Raw genomic sequence first — 18,140 nt, 5'->3', positions numbered from 1 at the left:
AGCATTGCTATAATGCTCTATCTGCTTTGATGATTAGGAATTAAACGTCGATAAGCCAAAAAAAAGCACAAGCTACCGATCATTCCAAGATAGAGCAGTTTAGGTAAGACCAGTGCGGTAGGTACACCCATTTGATTGAGTTGAATAAACATCTGCACAATTTGGGTGGAAGGCAGGATTTCGCCAACGACTTGCATCCAGATAGGCATTGCAGCATGCGGCCAGGCCGCACCAGATAAAAAGAACAGTGGAATGGAAGTGAATACAATCACATGACCCGCACGTTCCGGCAGATCCAGAAAACTGGCGAATAGGCAGGTCATGCCAATTATTGTATAGATAAAAACCGGAACAGCCAGTAGCATCCCGAACAGGTTGCCACCACGTGGATAATCAAATAGCCAGAAGCTAAAGCCGAATAAATAGAAACATCCCAGACAGCCAATGGTGAAGACCGCTAAACACATCCCAATCAATGCATGTGCGTTTAATTCTATTTTTCTTTCCTGATATACCAAAATCAGCATACTCAAACCTAAAAGAATGGTTTGGTGAATAATTAAAGGTGCAACCGCAGGAAAGACATAACTACCATAGCCGGACAGCGGATTAAATAAAGGAATTTGATGCACAGAAAGGGCCGGTGAAAAATCTGAGACCTCGCCAAAGCGTTCAGTATAATCTGCCAAAGTTTGCTCAACCGATGTGGCTAAGCCCAGACCAATTTGTTTGGTCACTAAAAAGTTGGCTGTGCTTAAATACAGGCCAATGCCGCCTGTTTCACCATGTCTTAAGCTTTGCGATAAATTGTCCGGCAGCAGTAAAATGCCATCAGCTTTTTGAGATTCCACCCATTGTTTGGCTTCGGCGAAATTGCCGGTAATCGCCTGAATTTCGACATTGGGGCTTTGTGCCACCTGACCAATAATGCGGGTACTTAAGCTACTTTGTTCTTCATCGACAATAATAATTGGTAAGGCTTCAGCCTGCTGTGCCTGATAAGCGGTTGGATAAAAAAAGCTGTAAAACAAGACGGATAGAATCAGCGTGGTAAAGATCGTGCCGTGACTGACGATATCTTTAAAGCTTTGTAGATAGTAAAACCAAAGGGATTTCATGGTGTTGCTCCTTTGGCGATTTTTTTAAGAAACAGATAAGCCAGCAGAGCGTAGACTAGGGCATAGATCAGCAGCATTAATCCAGCTTGCAGTGAAATATGCAATGGACTACCAATCACCCATTGTTCAGTTTGTAATTTGGCATAGGGCATGAACGGAATAATATTGGACCAAAACTGGGTGAATAGGGGCGCATTATTTAAAGGTAAAGTCACACCGGCAAAACTTAAAGATGAACCACCATAGACCGCAATGATGCCAAAAGATTTACTTAAATCTTTGGTTGCCAGAACCACTGCACTGCTTAAAAATGCATAAGCGCTATATAGCAGAAATTGTGCCGATAGAATCAGAGCGAGCGAGCCGGCAACAAACCAGCCGCGAATTTCAATCAGCCAGAACATCCAGATCCAGGTCCATAGACTAAAAATAGCCACATAGACCAGGTTCTTAGACAGTAATGACATCCAGATGGATGAGTTGCTAATCCAGCTTGTTAAGGTCTGCCGCTTCAGTTCCTGACCGACGGAAAATGCCACACAACAACACAGCAGTAAATGCAGAATTGCCGGAATGACATAGGGTTCCAGATAGAATTCATAATTCAGCTGCGGATTATACAGCGGCGATATTTTGATATGCGGTGACGGTGCTTCGAGAGAAGGCAGCCGGTTGCCCAGATATTGCTGTCCGCTAAATTCAGCCAGTGCTTGCAGGGTACTGACCAGCATGGCAGAGGAAATGGTATTTCCAATACTGAAATAACTCTGGTTAAAGGCAATACTGATGTCAGCATCCTGGGCACGAACCAGACGTTGCTCGGCGCCGCTTGGAATATGGATATAACCCCAAATTTTATTTTGATTTAGCAGGCGCTCAATCTCAGCTGTTTGTTTCGACACCGTAGCAATTTTAAGAGTATGATTCAGGGCCACATGCTGATAAATGCTTTGACTCAGCGCACTCTGATCTTGATCAATAATCGCAATCGATAGATGATCGGGTTTACCTTGGGCAAACATGCTGCTGAATAAAATAATCACCAGTGCAGGTGCCAGCGTGACCAGACACAGATCCCATTTTTCGTGAAGCAGATAGCGCAATTCGCGCCATATACCCGTCCACATTATGGGGTCTCTTTCAGTTTAAACAACACGCTCATCCCAACTTTCAGTTCAGGAATCGCTGGTGTGGGCACAAGATGCAGCTTAAAACTTCTGACATCATAACCGCCGGTTTGGCGTGTGGTCTTAATGGTGGCAAATTCGCCCTCGGCACTGATCTGTTTGATTTTAAAAGTAGCGGTTTTATCTAGGGCGGGAATATAACCTTCAATACTGCTCATTTTTTGAAATGGAGCATATTGGTCTTCACGAATATTCAAGCTCACCCACATTTGATCTTCAATCAGGCTGACCACAGGGACTGCGGTGGCTACCAGCTCCGAGACTTTGCCATAGGTTTTAGACACCGTTCCGTTTACAGGTGCAACTAATTGGGTTTCTGCTTCTAAAGCATTGGCTTCATCCAGCGCAGCCTGGGCAATATCTACCTGTGCATCGGCAGAACTCTTTTGCTGCGAGGTGCTGCCACGTTTGGCACGTGCGTATTGCTGATACGCCGCTTCAGTCATTTGCGCCGCTGATTGACTGGCTGCAAATAATTCATCACGGCGCTGGCGTGAGATCACACCTTCCTTAAATAAATTTGCACCACGCTCATAAGAAACTTTGGCTAAATTTTGCTGTGCTTTCAGCGATTGCCAGTTGGCATACAGGCTAGCGATATTTTCTTCCTGCGAGCCACGTTCAGCAGTCGATTGTAAAGCCAATGCAGATTGTAAAGCCGCTACGGCTTGCTGTTTTTTTGCTTGAATCTCCGGGCTGTTTAAGCGCACCAGTACATCACCTTTTTTGACCTGCTGACCTTCTTCTACATAAATTTCTTCAATACGGCTTGGCACTTTGGTCGCTACCTGAACCGTTTCAGCTTCTACACGACCCTGCAATTCCAGCGGAGCCGGTTGGTAGCTTTTCCATAATCCAAATGCGATGACTGCCAGCAGAACTGGAATCAGGGCAAGCAATAAATATTTTTTCTTTTTAGCGATTTCAGGAGCTTGTTGTTGCTCGGTCGAAGTCGTCGCGTTGTTTTCTATTCCAGTTTTTGTTTCTACCTGTTGCGCAGGCGATTTTTCTGTATCGCTGGATGAAGCCGCTTCATTCACAGGATCATTCGGTTTTTGATCTTCGTTCATGTTCGGCTCCATTAGCGAATATAGTGGGTATTGGTATGTTGAATGTAGGTCGGAAATTCTGTAATCGAGCCATGGCTTTGTAATAGTGTGGCCAGTGACATCACATATTTGTAGGCATTCAAGGCAGTTTCGGCTCGTAATCCGCTCAGCAAGTTTTGTGCATCGATGACCTGTGTGGCGGTGCCCGTATCTTCTTTAAAGGACAATTCTTGGATGCGTAAATTTTCCTGTGCGGCTTTCAAGTTTTGTGCCAGAAGCGCATCACTTTGCTGTGCACTGAGGGCTTCGCTATAAGATTTATAAATCAGATTTTCAATTTCCTGCTGGGTGCGTGCAGTGAGCAGTTCTGTGGCAGAGCGTTTGAGTTCGGCAGCCTGAATATTTTTGTTTTTATCAATTCCGGAAAACAGGTTATAACGTGCGGCAACCCCGACAATCCAGTTTTCCTTTTGATCCAGACTATATTCGCCAAAAGCAAAAACATTCGGTTTTTTCGCTGCTTGCTGGGCTTTGACATTGGCTTGAGCCAATTGGGTATCCAGCTGCATTTTTTGAATTAGCGCAGAGTTCTGACTAAAGGTTTTCAGCAGATGATTTAAGGCCTGTGGCTCGGTTTTATTGACAAATAAAGGCGTCGAAAGTTCGGTGATGCTACTTTCCTGAAGCAGATTATTCAGCTGGAACAGGGCAGCATTCAAATTGGCCTGCGTATTTTGCTGACTGCGCTCGGCATTATTGCGTGCCACTTCAAACTGCATGCGCTGGCCTTTACTGATAAAACCTTGCTGTTCTATCTTTAAGGCATTGCGATAATGCTGTTGCATGGCATTCAGGTTAAATAGTGCTGCTGCATGCAGTTGCTTTTGGAGTTGTACATTAAAATAACTTTGAATCAGTTCAAAACGCTGCGTGTCTTGCTGCTGTTTGTTGCTGAGCTGACTACGACCGACCTGAATATTGGCGATTTCTTTGGCGCTGCTTGTCAGTCCACCGGTATAAAGCGGCATCATAACTGAAACCGTTGGGCGAATCACCTGATCATCCAGCACGACATTCGCACTATCAGGAATTAAGCCCACCCCATTTTGAATAGGTTGTCTTAGACTATTTTTTAGCGGGTCAGCCAGATCACCTAAGTTCAGTTCATCAATTCTATTATTTACACCATCCGTTAAGGATTGCTCTAAATTATTTTTTAATGCACCCAAAGGCAGATCGAGTTCATTATGAAAGGCATACGCACGAACATTCAGGTCGACTCGTGGCAGACCTATACCTTTCACTGCTTCAGCTTCAAGTTTTGAGGCCTGTTCCAGACTTTGATAGGCTTGGCTGCTATAAGAATTTTGCAACAACTGACGTTCAGCGTCCTGAAAGCTGATGCTCTGTGCATGAGCAAAGCTGCCATACATCATCGATGCAAGCAGATTTAAACTCCAGACAAGCTGTCTTTTATTTTTCTTTAAGTTCATAAAGTCGCTAAACTGATTTAAAGCCGGTAATGTTATCCGGCTAGTATAAATCAAAGGTTCGTAGATAGAACTAGTGTAAAGTTATAGTATTGTTTCTTTTACATCTGTATTTCAAATACTTATCGGCTATTTTTGATGGAATATCTAAAATTAAAAAATAGCTTAATTTTGAATATTTTCAATTGTTAATGCAAAGATGATAAAAACAGCAGGCTAAAATACTGGTCAATTTATCTTGTGAATCTACATTGATTTTTTGACTCTATCTTGACTCATAGATTGAAATAATTTTGTGCAAGACCCTGCCAGATATGGTTAAATGCCATCATTTGATTGTGTTTCACTCTGAAAGGAAAAATCATGCGCGCGTACAACTTCTGTGCTGGTCCTGCTGCATTACCGACTGCCGTACTTGAAAAAGCTCAAGCTGAAATGCTTGACTGGCACGGCAAAGGTCTTTCGATCATGGAAATGAGCCACCGTAGTGCCGACTATGTTGCCATGGCTGAAAAAGCGGAAGCAGACTTACGTAAACTCATGAATATTCCTGAGAACTACAAAGTATTGTTCTTGCAGGGTGGGGCATCATTACAGTTCTCGGCAATTCCATTGAACCTGCTTGGCAAAAACAACAAAGCAGACTATATCGATACCGGTATCTGGTCTGAAAAAGCCTTGAAAGAAGCGCAGCGTTATAGCGATATCAATGTTGTAAAAGCAGGTATCCAAATTGATGGCAAATATGCGATCAGTGCACAAAGCGAATGGAATCTTTCTGATGATGCAGCTTATGTGCATTATGCCGATAATGAAACCATTGGCGGTCTGCAATTTGCTTCAATTCCTGAAACAAACAAGCCATTAGTTTGCGATTATTCATCTAGTATTTTATCTGCGCCAGTAGATGTCTCTAAATTTGGTTTGATCTATGCGGGTGCGCAAAAGAATATCGGGCCTGCTGGTTTAACGCTGGTGATCATTCGTGAAGATTTACTTGATCAAGCTAAACCTGAAATTCCAAGTATCTTGAAATATTCAGATCAAGCGAAAAATGGCTCAATGGTTAACACACCATCAACTTATGCATGGTACTTGTCTGGTCTGGTGTTTGAGTGGTTGCTAGAAAATGGCGGTGTAGATGCCATGCACAAAGTGAACCTTGAGAAAGCTAACTTGCTTTATGGTTATATCGATCAAAGCGATTTTTATGCGAATCCGATTGCAAAAGCAAACCGTTCGATCATGAACGTACCATTTACTTTGGCTAATGCATATCTTGAGAAACAGTTCCTGAAAGAAGCTGAAGCGCAGCATTTATTGAATCTTGCTGGTCACCGTTCGGTTGGCGGTATGCGCGCAAGTATTTATAATGCCGTGCCTTTAGAGGGCGTGCAGGCATTGGTGAACTTTATGGATGACTTTGCCAAACGCAATGGTTAATTCCTGAAACGAAAAAACCCAGCACAGGCTGGGTTTTTTTATGAATACAATAATTTTAGAAAATAAAAGTATGCAGGATGAATCCGCAGATCAGCATCCCCAACATGAAAAAAAGGCAGGACATCATATCAATATTATAGCGGGAGCTAAGATGATGCTCGACCTGTTGTAATGTTTCTTCTTGCACGATTTTCATAGATATTTATTGTCCGATCTATTTATCGTTAATACTAATTTGTTGTGAGTATTTTTATCATAAAAAATTGATTAAATAAAGTACATTTTTAATTAAAGAGCATAAATTTCATTTTTATTTAAATATTAGATTTGTATGACAACAGATTATTTATATGAGAAATCAATCGCTTATTTTTACAAGGTTTTTAGGGTTATTTTAAATATTTAAAATGAATTTATTTGAATTTAAAAATGTGGATAACTCGGTTTTTAATGAATTTAAATAGATTATTAAGCCAGAAAATATGTATAAAAAATAATCAAAAATTAAAATGACAAATAAGGATATAGATGGATTAAAAGAAGATACCCATCAAAATGAATATCTTCTTTTTCTGTTTGAACTTAGGCCGCTTTTCTATAAATATTGGCCTGAATCCACAAGTTGCCACGAATATACTGGCCAATCTGGAAGTCTCTGTACTGGTCATTCCGCGTTGCAATCCGGATCAAGGTCGCAGGCTGGCCTTCATCATGAATGAGGGTGACATCATAAAGGGTATAGTCCTGACCCATAAACTGCATAGTCGTTTTACCGACAATATTGCCCTGGAACCAGGCTTCATCTTCCTGACCCATGGTTTCGCCGTATAGATAAGCTACCATTTTAGAAAAATCTACGGTTACAGGTTCTTTATCTTCTTCGCACTGCGGCTGCCAGGCATCAATCTGTTCCTGCAAATTATCCGGTGCTACACCATTATTGGCAGCCAGAATATCATTCAAGGCACGGTGGTGCTTGATCGAAGCCGGATCATCAACCACCAGATGCTCATGATCTGCGACCGCTTCAAGTTCATAGGCCCAGCCATTCAGATTCACCACATAGGACTGGTCTTTTTCATAATGCGGATGATTGACGCTATACAGGTTATCGAAAGCGTAAATAATATTATTAGCACCCAGATTCAGGCGCAATACAGCCTGAGTATTGGATTTACAGCTAATAATCCGGTCAATCGTGGCTTTCACCTGATAAGGACTGTCAAAGCACGGAAATGCAGTTTTTACCGCTTGAGGTTTGTTGTTTTCGACGGCAATCACTTGACTCAACTGTACCGCAGCTTTGCTCGGTCCCTGAATCAGCCAGGTCTCTGCATCCATATCACATTCTTGTGTACAAAGGCCCATCGGCATGATTGGTTCATCAAGAGCTTTGCCTAACCACTGTGGTACATCTGTGCCAGGGTTGTCGGTGAGCAAGGTCCAGTGTTCGACATGACTACCGAAATTTTGATCATCAATGGTGATGATCTCTGGGCTATTCTGATTTTTCATATGCACAATTGATCTTGGATGACGTATTTATAGTTAATCGAGGGTCATTGCGATTTTTCAAGTCAATCGAATGAATTTTAAAATTAAAATGCCAGTCAAATGAAGTCAAATTTTTTTCTTGTGTGAATCACGCCAGTTTTACCGGGCACATACTTTTTAAAATATTGATGACAGATGCAATGAAAATGGAGCGATTTAATCATCAACCTGATCGTCTCAATTTGCTAGAATAACCATGATTAATACCTTAATGGGAAGCCCTGTGTTGCCATTCAAACTTTGGGTCGATGCCGATGCATTGCCCCGTATTCTGCGAGATGTGATTATTCGTGCTTCGGATCGCTATCAGCTAGAAGTCACTTTTGTTGCCAACCAACCAGTCGGAATAACTCCTTCGATCAGAATTAATTCAATTCAGGTGATGAGTGGGGCGGATGCTGCAGATAAAGAAATTATTCTGCGCATGAAAGAGCATGATATTGTCATGACCCAAGATATTCCCTTGGCTGCGGAAGTCATTGAAAAAGGCGGGATTGCGATTCATCCCCGTGGTGAAATTTATACTACAGCCAATGTCAAAGCGCGCTTACATCTGCGTGATTTTATGGACAGCTTACGCGGAGCGGGCGTGCAAACGGGCGGTCCGCCACCGATTTCAGAACGGGATAAACGCGAATTTTCCAGCGCACTCGATCAGACCATCCAAAAACAAAAACGTAAAACTTCCGCGCTTTAAGCCTTATTCAGAGTGACTCGCATGCCCACACAAACCAATATGATTGCCACCTATCTTTTATTGGTTTTTATCTGGGCGACGACACCGCTAGCTATTGTCTGGAGTGTGACGGATTTGCATCCGCTCTGGGCTTTGGCATTGCGTTTCTTTTTGGCTTTGCCTTTTGCATTTGCCTTGTTGTGGCTATTTAAAACCCGTTTTCCCTTAGATAAATTATCCATGCACAGTTACCTGGCTGGCGCATGCAGTTTTATCGGCTCACAGATTTTCACTTATCTGGCCACGGATTATCTGAGTTCAGGCATTATTGCCCTGATGTTCGGACTGGCGCCGATTATTACCGGTTTAATTGGCCGTTTTGTATTTCAGCTTAAGCTCTATCCTTCGCAGTGGGGTGGTATGGCGATTGCCTTGCTGGGTCTGGGCATTATCTGTGTGGGTGGAAAAGACCAGCATATTCAGCCGATTGGCATAGGCCTGATGTTGCTCAGTGTTTTTATTTACTGTGTTTCGATGTTCTGGGTGAAAAAAGTTAATGCACCTCTCGAACCTATGGCACAAGCGGCCGGTTCTATTGCTGTTTCAGCGGTCATGGCCTGTACCATGTTGCCATTTATCTGGCAATTTGCACCAACCCAGATCCCACAGGCAAAATCGCTGATTGGACTCAGTTATGCTGTAATCATGGCTTCCCTGATTGCGATGTTCTGTTATTTTAAACTGGTGCAGAAAATCAAGGCGACCACTTTGTCATTGACCACCGTATTGACGCCGATGCTGGCCTTATTTGTCGGGGTGATTCTGAATGATGAAAAATTATCGGGTGGAGCAGTCTTTGGCGTCGTTATCTTACTGGCTGGTTTGTTGTTATATTTTTCCAGAGAAATTAAAGCGAGCTATAACGCTCGCCTTTCATCACCCAGCAGCACTGACTAAAGCAGTAATTTAAACAAAGTGAGCCTTGACGCATTCACCCAGTTTGACACGGTCTTGGGGATGCATGGTAATAAAATATGCACCAGTCCGATATTTGCCATTTTCTTCTTCGCGACTGTAGGCCACCTGAGCGGTTGCTGCAATATGGAAGAAATTTTCCGGATGACTCAAAGTCACATGCAGATAGGTGCCTTCAGCGATAGGGCGCTCATTAAAGAAGCTAAAACCGGTTTCTGAAAAGTTCACTTGCTCTGGTACAGGTAACATGCTTTGTACAATTGCGTCATACAAAGAACCGGTAATAAGGTTTAACTTTTGATTAAATAAGGATAAGATTCGAGCAATTTGTTGATCTTTTTCAGATAATTGTTCTAATTCGTAGTTAACCGCATGATCAAATTGATCTAGTTCTGCAAGTAGTAGAAAATAGCGGGGCAAGACGAAGTTAGGATCGTAAGGATCATTCAAGGCAACATCATCGGAAATAATCTGATAATTAATTCGTAAGGCAGCATCGATTCGAGACATGACGCGTCTTTCCGTAAATCCGTTTGGATGCTGTACATTTTCCATAATTTATTACCTCGGACTAGATGGTTATGTTCAAACCAATCTCGCTGTATATAGGGTTGAAATATACTCGCGCACGGCGTAGTAACCACTTCATTTCTTTTATCGCGTTGGTCTCAATGATCGGCCTCACACTCGGTGTGGCAGTCCTCATTACAGTGTTGTCTGTGATGAATGGTTTTGACCGAGAGTTAAAGAATCGTGTCTTAGGAATGATACCTCAAGCGACTGTTTCCTCAACACAAATTTTAACAAATTGGCCAGAACTTGCAAAGCAAATTGAAGGGCATGAGCATGTTCAGGGAGTCGCACCTTTTACTCAATTACAAGGCATGCTGACCGCACAGGGTCAGGTCGCCGGCATTATGGTCAGCGGGATTGAACCCGAGTATGAGAAAAAAGTTTCAATTATACAAAACCATATGGTTGAGGGCAGTATCGACAGCCTGAAAAAAGGTGAATTTGGTATTGTTTTGGGCAAGCAAATGACCGATGCCATGGGTGTGGGTTTAAATGACAATATTACTCTGGTTCTGCCAGAAGCCACCCCATCACCAGCTGGTGTCGTCCCGCGTTTCAAGCGTTTTAAAGTGGTGGGAATCTTCAGTATTGGTGCTGAAGTTGACTCGATGATGGGTTATATCGCTTTAAATGATGCCTCGACCTTGCTGCGTCTACCGGATGGTGCGCAGGGTGTGCGTATGAAGCTGGATGATATTTTCCTGGCACCACAAGTGTCTCAGGAAATTGTGCGTGATTTGCCGGGGAATTTCTATGCTTCGGACTGGACTTATACCCATGGTAATCTGTTCAGCGCGATTCAGATGGAAAAAGCCATGGTCAGCCTGCTTTTATTCCTGATCGTTCTAGTCGCGGCATTTAATATTGTGTCTTCACTGGTGATGGTGGTGACGGATAAAAAATCGGACATTGCCATTTTAAGGACTTTGGGGGCTTCACCTGCCACCATTACCAAAATCTTTATGGTGCAAGGTACGGTGATTGGGGTGATTGGAACTTGTGCAGGAGCCATCCTCGGGATTATTGCAGCAACTAGTATCAGTAGCTTTATTGGCTGGCTCAACAATACTTTAGGACTGAATATGTTTGATGCCTATTTTATTAACTACTTACCTTCGTATCTGCGCTGGCAAGATGTTTTGGTGATTGTAGGCTTGTCACTGGCCCTTAGTTTTGTCGCGACGATTTACCCCGCTTTACGTGCAGCAAAAATTCAACCGGCAGAGGCTTTGCGTTATGAGTAATCTGATTTTAGATGCCCAGAATATTCACAAGTCCTTTACCGATGGTAAAGCCACTGTCGATGTGATTCGCGGCTTGTCGCTACAGGTGAAAGCAGGTGAGTTTGTTTCGATTGTAGGTTCAAGTGGTTCAGGCAAAAGTACCTTATTGCATGTTTTGGGTGGATTGGATCGCCCGACGTCAGGTCAGGTCATGGTGAATGGCCGCCGTTTTGATACCTTGTCTGAAGCAGAACGCGGTTATGTGCGGAATGAGCATTTGGGTTTTGTTTACCAGTTTCATCACCTGTTGCCAGAATTTACGGCAATGGAAAATGTGGCCATGCCACTGATGTTACGCGATAACATGAAATTCAAGGAAGCTAAACAGCAGGCCGAATATTTGCTGGAACGTGTTGGTCTTTCGCATCGTCTGACTCACAAGCCGGGTGAATTATCCGGAGGTGAGCGTCAGCGTGTAGCTTTGGCGCGTGCAGTGGTCGGTAAACCTAAACTGATGATGGCCGATGAACCGACCGGAAATCTGGATCGTAAGACTGCAGCAAAGATTTTTGAACTGCTGACCGAATTACAACGTGAGTTCAATATGGCGATGCTGATTGTGACCCATGATGAACAACTGGCCCATGCTGCAGACCGAATTTTACACATGCAGGATGGTCTCTGGATCGAACCATAAATAACGAGAATATTCGCATTTGATTGAAGCTCACTCCGGTGGGCTTTATTATTGGACAAAATAATAACAAGACAGAATAAGATTCAATGTTGCAGTGGCTATGTATTGGCTGGATTTTAGGCCTTGCCTGTATGGGGAAAAGTTTCCTGACTGTTCAACTGAGCGGGACGGCAGTTTTGATCGTTGCGCTGTTGTGGTATCTGTGTTGCCATAAATTAAAGCTCATCTTGAATACACCACTGCGAAGCTTGTTGATCACTGGATCAAGCCTGCTTTTGGGACTATTTTTAGGTCATGCTTATGCCAATCTGCAATTGGCTGAACGTTTATCCAAACGAGAGCACGAGGTCTCTGAAAAAGAAATCGTGGTCTATATCAAAGAGCTGAATAAACTGGGCGATCAGAATATCCAGCAAGCACTGCATGTGCTTAACCCTGATGGCACTACAGTCAAATGGATGGGTTTTCTGCCAGTTTCAGATCCTGTCACATCCAGTTTAGTAAATGATGAAACCAAACAGCAGACTCTTGAACTGGAACACTATTATTTATTACAAGGCCAGATTCGACCTAACCATAGTTATGCCACACCGGGTGCTTTTGATGCAGAAAAGTGGGCATTGCAGCAAAATGTTATGGCCGGTTTCCGGATCAAAAGCATTCAGGAGTTGCAACCGCAACAACTCTATGCACTAGGTCATGGCAAATATCTACGCCAGCAACAAAAGTTGGATCAGCGATTTTTGCTTTGGGTAGAGCAACAGCGGCTGGCTTTAAGAGAGTTTGTGGCCAGACAGCCGGTACAGCAGAAAGGCTTGTTACTGGCTTTATTAAGCGGTGATGAAAGTTTTTTGGATCAAGCAACTGAGCAGAAATTCCAGCGTTTTGGCATGAGTCATTTACTGGCGATTTCCGGACCGCATGTCCTGATCTTTGCCTTTATTGTCTGTGGTACGTTGCAATATCTGATTTCAAGGTACACACCGCAGATTTATCTGAAATGGCCAAGGCAGTATTTTTTGAGTCTGCCTTTTTTATTATGTGTACTGCTGTATTGTGCCTTTGTCGGTTTTGAGATTCCGGCGCTACGCACTTTACTGATTTGTGTGATTGTAACTTTAACCTTGCTGCTCAGGCAAAGTGTGCAGCCATTAAAACTGCTGATTTTAAGTGCTGCCTTATTGTTGTTATTTGATCCTTTTAGCATTTTATCGGCCGCATTCTGGCTGTCTTATGGGGCCTGTTTTGTCTTGCTGCGAATCTATCAAACCATTCAGCAGCAACCGAATCAAACAATACAAACAGCATTACAACGGCTGTATTTTGCAATGAAAGTTTTAGTGGAGTCGCAGTGGAAAATTTTTCTGGCCCTGCTTCCCTTAATGATGCTGTTTTTTAAGCAGGTGGCCTGGATTACGCCGCTAAGCAACCTGGTGGCTATCCCGTGGATTGGCCTGCTGATTGTTCCCGTAGATATTCTGGCGGCTTTATTATTTTTCATTTCTGAACCACTTTCGAGTCTGCTGTTTCAGCTCAATGATATTTTTATTCATATACTGCTGGCATTTTTGAATCTGCTTGATCGGCTGTTTGCACCGCAACTGATTCCTGTGGCCATGAATGTCTGGATGATTGCTCTATGTATTTTGGGCTTATTAATTGTCTTTTTGCCGCGTGGCTTAGTGCCCAAAAGCTGGACAGCACTTGCCTGTTTACCACTGTGCATTCCTCAACTTAATCAGCATGCATTTCAGCTGTCTGTTCTGGATGTCGGGCAGGGACAGGCCATCTTCATTCGGGAAGGGAAAAAGAGCATGATGATCGATATGGGCGGTTATTATAATGAAGAAAAATTCAGTATTGGTCGGCAAGTGATTATGCCATTTTTGTCTGTGCAAGGTGTTGGAGAACTGGATCAACTGATTTTGACCCATCTGGATCAGGACCATAGCGGTGCATATCACAGCATTAAAGATCAACTAAACATCCGACAAGTGTCATCCAATCAGATGCCTGAAACAGCTGCTTCTTCAAGTTTTCAGTTTTGTTATGCAGGACAGCAATGGCAATGGTCTGAGACGATTAACTTTAAAATTCTGGCACCTCGGCAGCAGCAGTTAAATACGCCAAACTTCAATAAAAACGACCGCTCTTGTGTGATATATCTGCAAGTTAAAAATGCCGGACCGTATCAAAACTTTTTACTGATGGGGGATGCGGGTTGGGAAACTGAATATCAGCTGCTCCAAGACTATCCCGAACTTCAGGTCGATGTGCTGATACTCGGGCATCATGGCAGTCAGCACAGTTCAGCCTATCAATTTTTAGAAGTTTTGCGGCCTAAACTGGCGATTGCCTCGGCTGGGAAATTTAACCGTTATGGCCACCCGAGCCAACTGACCCAGCAACGGTTGAAAGCACTTAATATTCCCTTATTGACCACAGCAGAACAGGGGAGTGTGCACTTCCAGCAACAAGGCTCAAAACTGGTGCTTTCTGCCGAACGACATGAATGGCAGTGGTTGTATCGTCAGCCCTTAAGTGACTGATTCCAATATGGGCGAAACTTTATGTAGTTCTTGAGTTCTTAATGCATTTACTTTGCCCAAAGCTTGTTCATGCTCAAGTTTGTAGAGATTTCCCAAGTCTTGATGCGCATTAAAGCGTTTATAACTCCAATGATAATGTTCCGGATGGCGACGAATTAAATTTTCAATACTATTGATAATGACTTGTGTGCCTTGATTGGCATTGCCATTATAAATTTTTTCATCAACTGCTTCGATAAAAATATCGAATCCATCTTCAGTATTACGTAGAGCATATAAAAACAGGGCACGCGCTTTGGTCTTTTGAATCAGCTTGGCACTTAAATTACTGGTGGCCAAAGGCACGCCGAAATAGGGAATATATTCACCACCGATATTCGGGGTATGATCCGGAAGGATGACCGTAGTGCCACCTTGTTTTAAGGCTTTAAAAATCTGACGGACGCCAGATTCATCGGTCGGCACCAGATGCGCCTGTTCACGACTACGGGCGGCCCGTACAAATTGATCTGCAGCCTGATTTTTCACAGGTTTGTACATAATGGTCATTGAGGTGAACTGGGCAATATAGGCATTCATAATTTCCCAGGTACCAAAATGCGGCACAATTAAAACCAGACCTTTATTTTGTGCAAGGGCATCATGAAGTAGATCTTCGCCAATGACGCGATGAACGCGTTTAAGATTTTTCTGAATACTTGAGCCCCAAATAGTAAAGAACTCGAAATATGACATTAATTCATTGCGAACCGCAGCACGGTTAATCTGTTCCCGTTCCTGATCGGACAATTCAGAGAGGCTGATTTCAAGGTTCAGACGAATCACTTCCGAAGTTTTAGTGACTTTAAAACTGTTCACAATAAAGGCCAGAATACGGGCCATCCAGCGAGAAACCGGAAGCGGTTGGCGGCTAATGTATTTGAGTAATCCGTAAGCTGAATTCCGTGAGCCCTGTTTCGTCATTGATTTCGTCTAAGTACAAAAAAAGAGAACAAAATTTATTATAGGCGAAAACGTTTTGTTTAGACAGAATTACCCGATTCAGTGTATATAATGGATTCAATATAAATCAATTTATTGGATTATTTATGTCCGATTGGCCACCAAAACCTGAAAATCAAATACAAAATACGCAACAGCCAGTTCAACCGACTGGTCCGGAATGGAAACTGCTGGAAAAAGCAGTTTTAGCTTCGGTTGAAGAACAGCGCCGTGCACGCCGTTGGGGAATTTTCTTTAAATTTCTGACTTTTGCTTATTTGCTTGTTGTCATTTTGGCGTTAGGCAAAAGCTGTAGTTCAGTTTCTTCAGATGCTAGCGCTGCTGCGGGTTCGCATATCGCAGTCGTGGATATTGTGGGTACGATTGCAGCCGACAAGCAGAGCGTCAACAGTAGCAATACCATCAAATCATTGAAAAAAGCCTTTGAAAATAAACAAAGTAAAGCAGTGGTGCTGAATATCAACTCACCTGGCGGTTCACCGGTACAGTCCGATGAAATCTGGCAAGAAATTCAGTATCTGAAAAAACAGCATTCTGGGAAAAAATTGTATGCCGTGATTGGCGATACTGGTGCTTCAGGTGCTTATTATATTGCTTCAGCTGCGGATGAAATTATTGTCAATCCATCGAGCTTGGTCGGTTCAATTGGGGTGATCATGCCGAATTATGGTGTGACTAATCTATTGCAAAAATTAGGTGTTGAAGATCGCACCATGACTTCAGGTGAAAATAAAGCTTTGCTGTCTATGACTCAGCCGGTTGATCCTGCGCAAAAAGCCCACGTACAGGGTGTGCTGGATAATGTGCATGGTCACTTTATTAATGCAGTTAAACAAGGACGTGGCAATAAATTGAAATCCAATGATCCTGCTATTTTCTCTGGCTTGTTCTGGACCGGTGATCAGGCGGTGAAATTAGGTATTGCGGATCGTATCGGTAGCTTAAATACCTTGAAACGCGAACTGAAAACTGAAAAAGCGTTGAATTACACCATTGAATATAGTCCATTTGAATCAGTCTTGGGTCGTATGGGTTCATCGATTGGGGATGGAATTGCTTCTTCAGTTGCACAGAAGCTTCAGTCAGAAAATAGCGCGACACTGCAATGAAACCACTGATTCATTTCGCGCACGCCAATGGCGTGCCATCTAAAGTCTATCAAAAGCTGTTTGATGAATTGCAAGATGATTACGATATTATCTATGTGCCGCTTTTAGGGCCGGATAAGCGTTATCCGGTTGATAACCATTGGAAAAGCCTGACCCGGCAAGTGATCGACAGTATTGTACGCCAATCTCAAGGCCGACCCGTGATTGGTTTGGGACATTCGTTGGGCTCTGTATTAACGTTTCAGGCCGCTTTACAGCGCCCGGAACTGTTTTCACAAATGATCATGCTGGACCCGCCAATTATTATGGGCAAAGAAGCCTTTGCCTTGCATATTGCGAAAACTTTTCGTTTAAAAGCATTGGATAAAATGTCTCCGGCAGGTTTGTCGAAACGCCGTCGAGATCATTGGGATTCACGGGAACAAGCCGCTGAATTGCTGCGCCCTAAAGGTTTTTATCAGGATTTTGATGCAGATTGTTTTCAGGCTTATATTGATTATGCCTTGCAGGAGGATCCCATCCGGGGTGGAGTAGAACTCACTATCCCTAAAAGGGATGAGGTCGCAGTCTTTAGAACCAATCCGTCACTGTGGTGGTTGCCTCAGGCAAAACTAAAAATTCCTGTGCATCTGGTCGTTGCCGAGAAAGGCCCATTTCTGGCCCGTAAGTTCCCGCAACAAGTGCAAAAGAAGTTTGGTATTCCTTTTACCGTAGTGGATGGCGGGCATATGTTCCCATTGGAACAACCCGATCAAGTAGCTGGCTTGGTAAGGCAATTGATTCACCAGCAGTCTACCTAAGTTGTTAAATATTTTGAAAATAAAAAACGCATCCGAGGATGCGTTTTTTTATATCTAAATTTTTTTAGAACTTGCAGAATTGAACAGGCGCTTGCATTTTCTCATTTCGATACAGCACACCGTCTTCAGTATGTTGAATCGTACCGCTACAAATCCATTCTACAACTTGTGGATAGATCACATGTTCGAGGGTATGCACACGTGTTGCCAAGCTTTCTACCGTATCGTGGTGAGAAACCTTGAGAACACCTTGAGCAAGCGCTTGCCCTGCATCCAGCTCAGCCGTAACATAATGCACTGTACAGCCATGCAGAACATCACCGGTATTGAGTACACGCTGATGCGTATGCATGCCTTTATAATGAGGCAATAGGGAAGGATGAATGTTCAACATTTTCCCTTCCCAGGCTTTCACAAACTTTTCACTTAAAATTCGCATAAAGCCGGCAAGTACCACCAGATCTACATCCCAGTCCGAAAGCTGTTGATGCATGACATCATCAAAAGCTTCACGATTCGGATATTGCTTGTGTTCAATAACTGCAGTCTGAATGTCTGCCTGTTGTGCACGCGTTAAAGCAAAGGCTTCAGGTTTATTGGAAATTACGCCCACAATTTGCCCTGAAAGATTGGCATCAATCAAGGCTTGCAGATTTGATCCACTACCTGAAACAAGTACAGCAATTTTAATCATG

At 43.2% G+C, this 18,140-nt stretch carries 17 protein-coding genes; 9 read left to right on the top strand and 8 right to left on the bottom strand.

Annotated elements, in window-relative coordinates; genetic code table 11:
- Positions 1-17 precede the first annotated feature (17 nt).
- From AC1IR0_RS03115 to AC1IR0_RS03100, 4 genes are read right to left on the bottom strand one after another with little or no spacing between them, the layout of a single operon-like run.
- Complete coding sequence (locus AC1IR0_RS03115; RefSeq protein ID WP_409665656.1) at positions 18-1,118, bottom strand: ABC transporter permease; 1,101 nt, start codon at positions 1,116-1,118, stop codon at positions 18-20.
- Positions 1,115-2,245, bottom strand: coding sequence for an ABC transporter permease (locus AC1IR0_RS03110; RefSeq protein WP_479741171.1), 1,131 nt, complete (start codon positions 2,243-2,245; stop codon positions 1,115-1,117). Before AC1IR0_RS03110 ends, AC1IR0_RS03115 begins: the two co-directional genes overlap by 4 nt.
- Complete coding sequence (locus AC1IR0_RS03105; protein WP_253112072.1) at positions 2,245-3,375, bottom strand: HlyD family secretion protein; 1,131 nt, start codon at positions 3,373-3,375, stop codon at positions 2,245-2,247. The genes AC1IR0_RS03110 and AC1IR0_RS03105 overlap by 1 nt, the downstream gene beginning before the upstream one ends.
- A gap of 11 nt (positions 3,376-3,386) precedes the next feature.
- Positions 3,387-4,847, bottom strand: coding sequence for a TolC family protein (locus AC1IR0_RS03100; protein ID WP_479741170.1), 1,461 nt, complete (start codon positions 4,845-4,847; stop codon positions 3,387-3,389).
- 360 nt (positions 4,848-5,207) lie between these two features.
- Between AC1IR0_RS03100 and serC the strand changes: the two genes are divergently transcribed.
- Complete coding sequence (serC, locus tag AC1IR0_RS03095; RefSeq protein WP_409665664.1) at positions 5,208-6,287, top strand: 3-phosphoserine/phosphohydroxythreonine transaminase; 1,080 nt, start codon at positions 5,208-5,210, stop codon at positions 6,285-6,287.
- 40 nt (positions 6,288-6,327) lie between these two features.
- The gene (locus AC1IR0_RS03090; protein ID WP_005103875.1) at positions 6,328-6,459 is read left to right on the top strand and encodes a hypothetical protein; all 132 of its coding nucleotides are present in this window, start codon (positions 6,328-6,330) and stop codon (positions 6,457-6,459) included.
- Positions 6,460-6,869: 410 nt separating this feature from the next.
- Here AC1IR0_RS03090 and AC1IR0_RS03085 read toward each other — a convergent pair whose 3' ends face one another.
- Positions 6,870-7,802, bottom strand: a complete 933-nt coding sequence (locus AC1IR0_RS03085; RefSeq protein ID WP_005247636.1) for a hypothetical protein — start codon at positions 7,800-7,802, stop codon at positions 6,870-6,872.
- Positions 7,803-8,052: 250 nt separating this feature from the next.
- Here AC1IR0_RS03085 and AC1IR0_RS03080 point away from each other — a divergent pair, with 250 nt between their 5' ends.
- Positions 8,053-8,538 carry a YaiI/YqxD family protein gene (locus AC1IR0_RS03080; RefSeq protein ID WP_171260766.1) on the top strand — a complete coding sequence of 162 codons (486 nt, stop codon included), beginning with the start codon at positions 8,053-8,055 and terminating at the stop codon, positions 8,536-8,538.
- A gap of 21 nt (positions 8,539-8,559) precedes the next feature.
- The gene (locus AC1IR0_RS03075; protein WP_004645697.1) at positions 8,560-9,474 is read left to right on the top strand and encodes a DMT family transporter; all 915 of its coding nucleotides are present in this window, start codon (positions 8,560-8,562) and stop codon (positions 9,472-9,474) included.
- Between the two features lie 9 nt (positions 9,475-9,483).
- Here the strand turns inward: AC1IR0_RS03075 and AC1IR0_RS03070 are convergent, their stop codons facing one another.
- Complete coding sequence (locus AC1IR0_RS03070) at positions 9,484-10,047, bottom strand: PilZ domain-containing protein (RefSeq protein ID WP_004279140.1); 564 nt, start codon at positions 10,045-10,047, stop codon at positions 9,484-9,486.
- 26 nt (positions 10,048-10,073) lie between these two features.
- On the opposite strand from AC1IR0_RS03070, the gene AC1IR0_RS03065 reads away from it, so the two are divergent.
- From AC1IR0_RS03065 to AC1IR0_RS03055, 3 genes are all read left to right on the top strand, one after another.
- Positions 10,074-11,309, top strand: coding sequence for a lipoprotein-releasing ABC transporter permease subunit (locus AC1IR0_RS03065; RefSeq protein ID WP_004645695.1), 1,236 nt, complete (start codon positions 10,074-10,076; stop codon positions 11,307-11,309).
- Positions 11,302-11,985, top strand: coding sequence for a lipoprotein-releasing ABC transporter ATP-binding protein LolD (gene lolD, locus AC1IR0_RS03060; protein WP_479741169.1), 684 nt, complete (start codon positions 11,302-11,304; stop codon positions 11,983-11,985). Before AC1IR0_RS03065 ends, lolD begins: the two co-directional genes overlap by 8 nt.
- An 86-nt stretch (positions 11,986-12,071) precedes the next feature.
- On the top strand, positions 12,072-14,534 hold the full coding sequence (locus AC1IR0_RS03055; protein WP_479741168.1) for a DNA internalization-related competence protein ComEC/Rec2: 2,463 nt from the start codon (positions 12,072-12,074) through the stop codon (positions 14,532-14,534).
- On the opposite strand, the gene AC1IR0_RS03050 is transcribed toward AC1IR0_RS03055, so the two are convergent.
- Entirely contained in the window at positions 14,523-15,497 is a 975-nt protein-coding gene (locus tag AC1IR0_RS03050) for a lysophospholipid acyltransferase family protein (RefSeq protein ID WP_409665669.1), read from the bottom strand. The two genes, AC1IR0_RS03055 and AC1IR0_RS03050, sit on opposite strands and share 12 nt — an antisense overlap.
- A gap of 125 nt (positions 15,498-15,622) precedes the next feature.
- Between AC1IR0_RS03050 and sppA the strand changes: the two genes are divergently transcribed.
- The gene (sppA, locus tag AC1IR0_RS03045) at positions 15,623-16,645 is read left to right on the top strand and encodes a signal peptide peptidase SppA (RefSeq protein ID WP_364482773.1); all 1,023 of its coding nucleotides are present in this window, start codon (positions 15,623-15,625) and stop codon (positions 16,643-16,645) included.
- Positions 16,642-17,445, top strand: a complete 804-nt coding sequence (locus tag AC1IR0_RS03040; RefSeq protein WP_364482776.1) for an alpha/beta fold hydrolase — start codon at positions 16,642-16,644, stop codon at positions 17,443-17,445. The genes sppA and AC1IR0_RS03040 overlap by 4 nt, the downstream gene beginning before the upstream one ends.
- A 64-nt stretch (positions 17,446-17,509) precedes the next feature.
- Here the strand turns inward: AC1IR0_RS03040 and purN are convergent, their stop codons facing one another.
- Entirely contained in the window at positions 17,510-18,139 is a 630-nt protein-coding gene (purN, locus tag AC1IR0_RS03035; protein WP_005103865.1) for a phosphoribosylglycinamide formyltransferase, read from the bottom strand.
- Position 18,140 lies beyond the last annotated feature (1 nt).

It is taken from the genome of Acinetobacter sp. 129952, from assembly GCF_056642055.1.
Note: the sequence above shows the minus strand (reverse complement) of the source record. Positions and strands in the feature narration are given on the sequence as shown.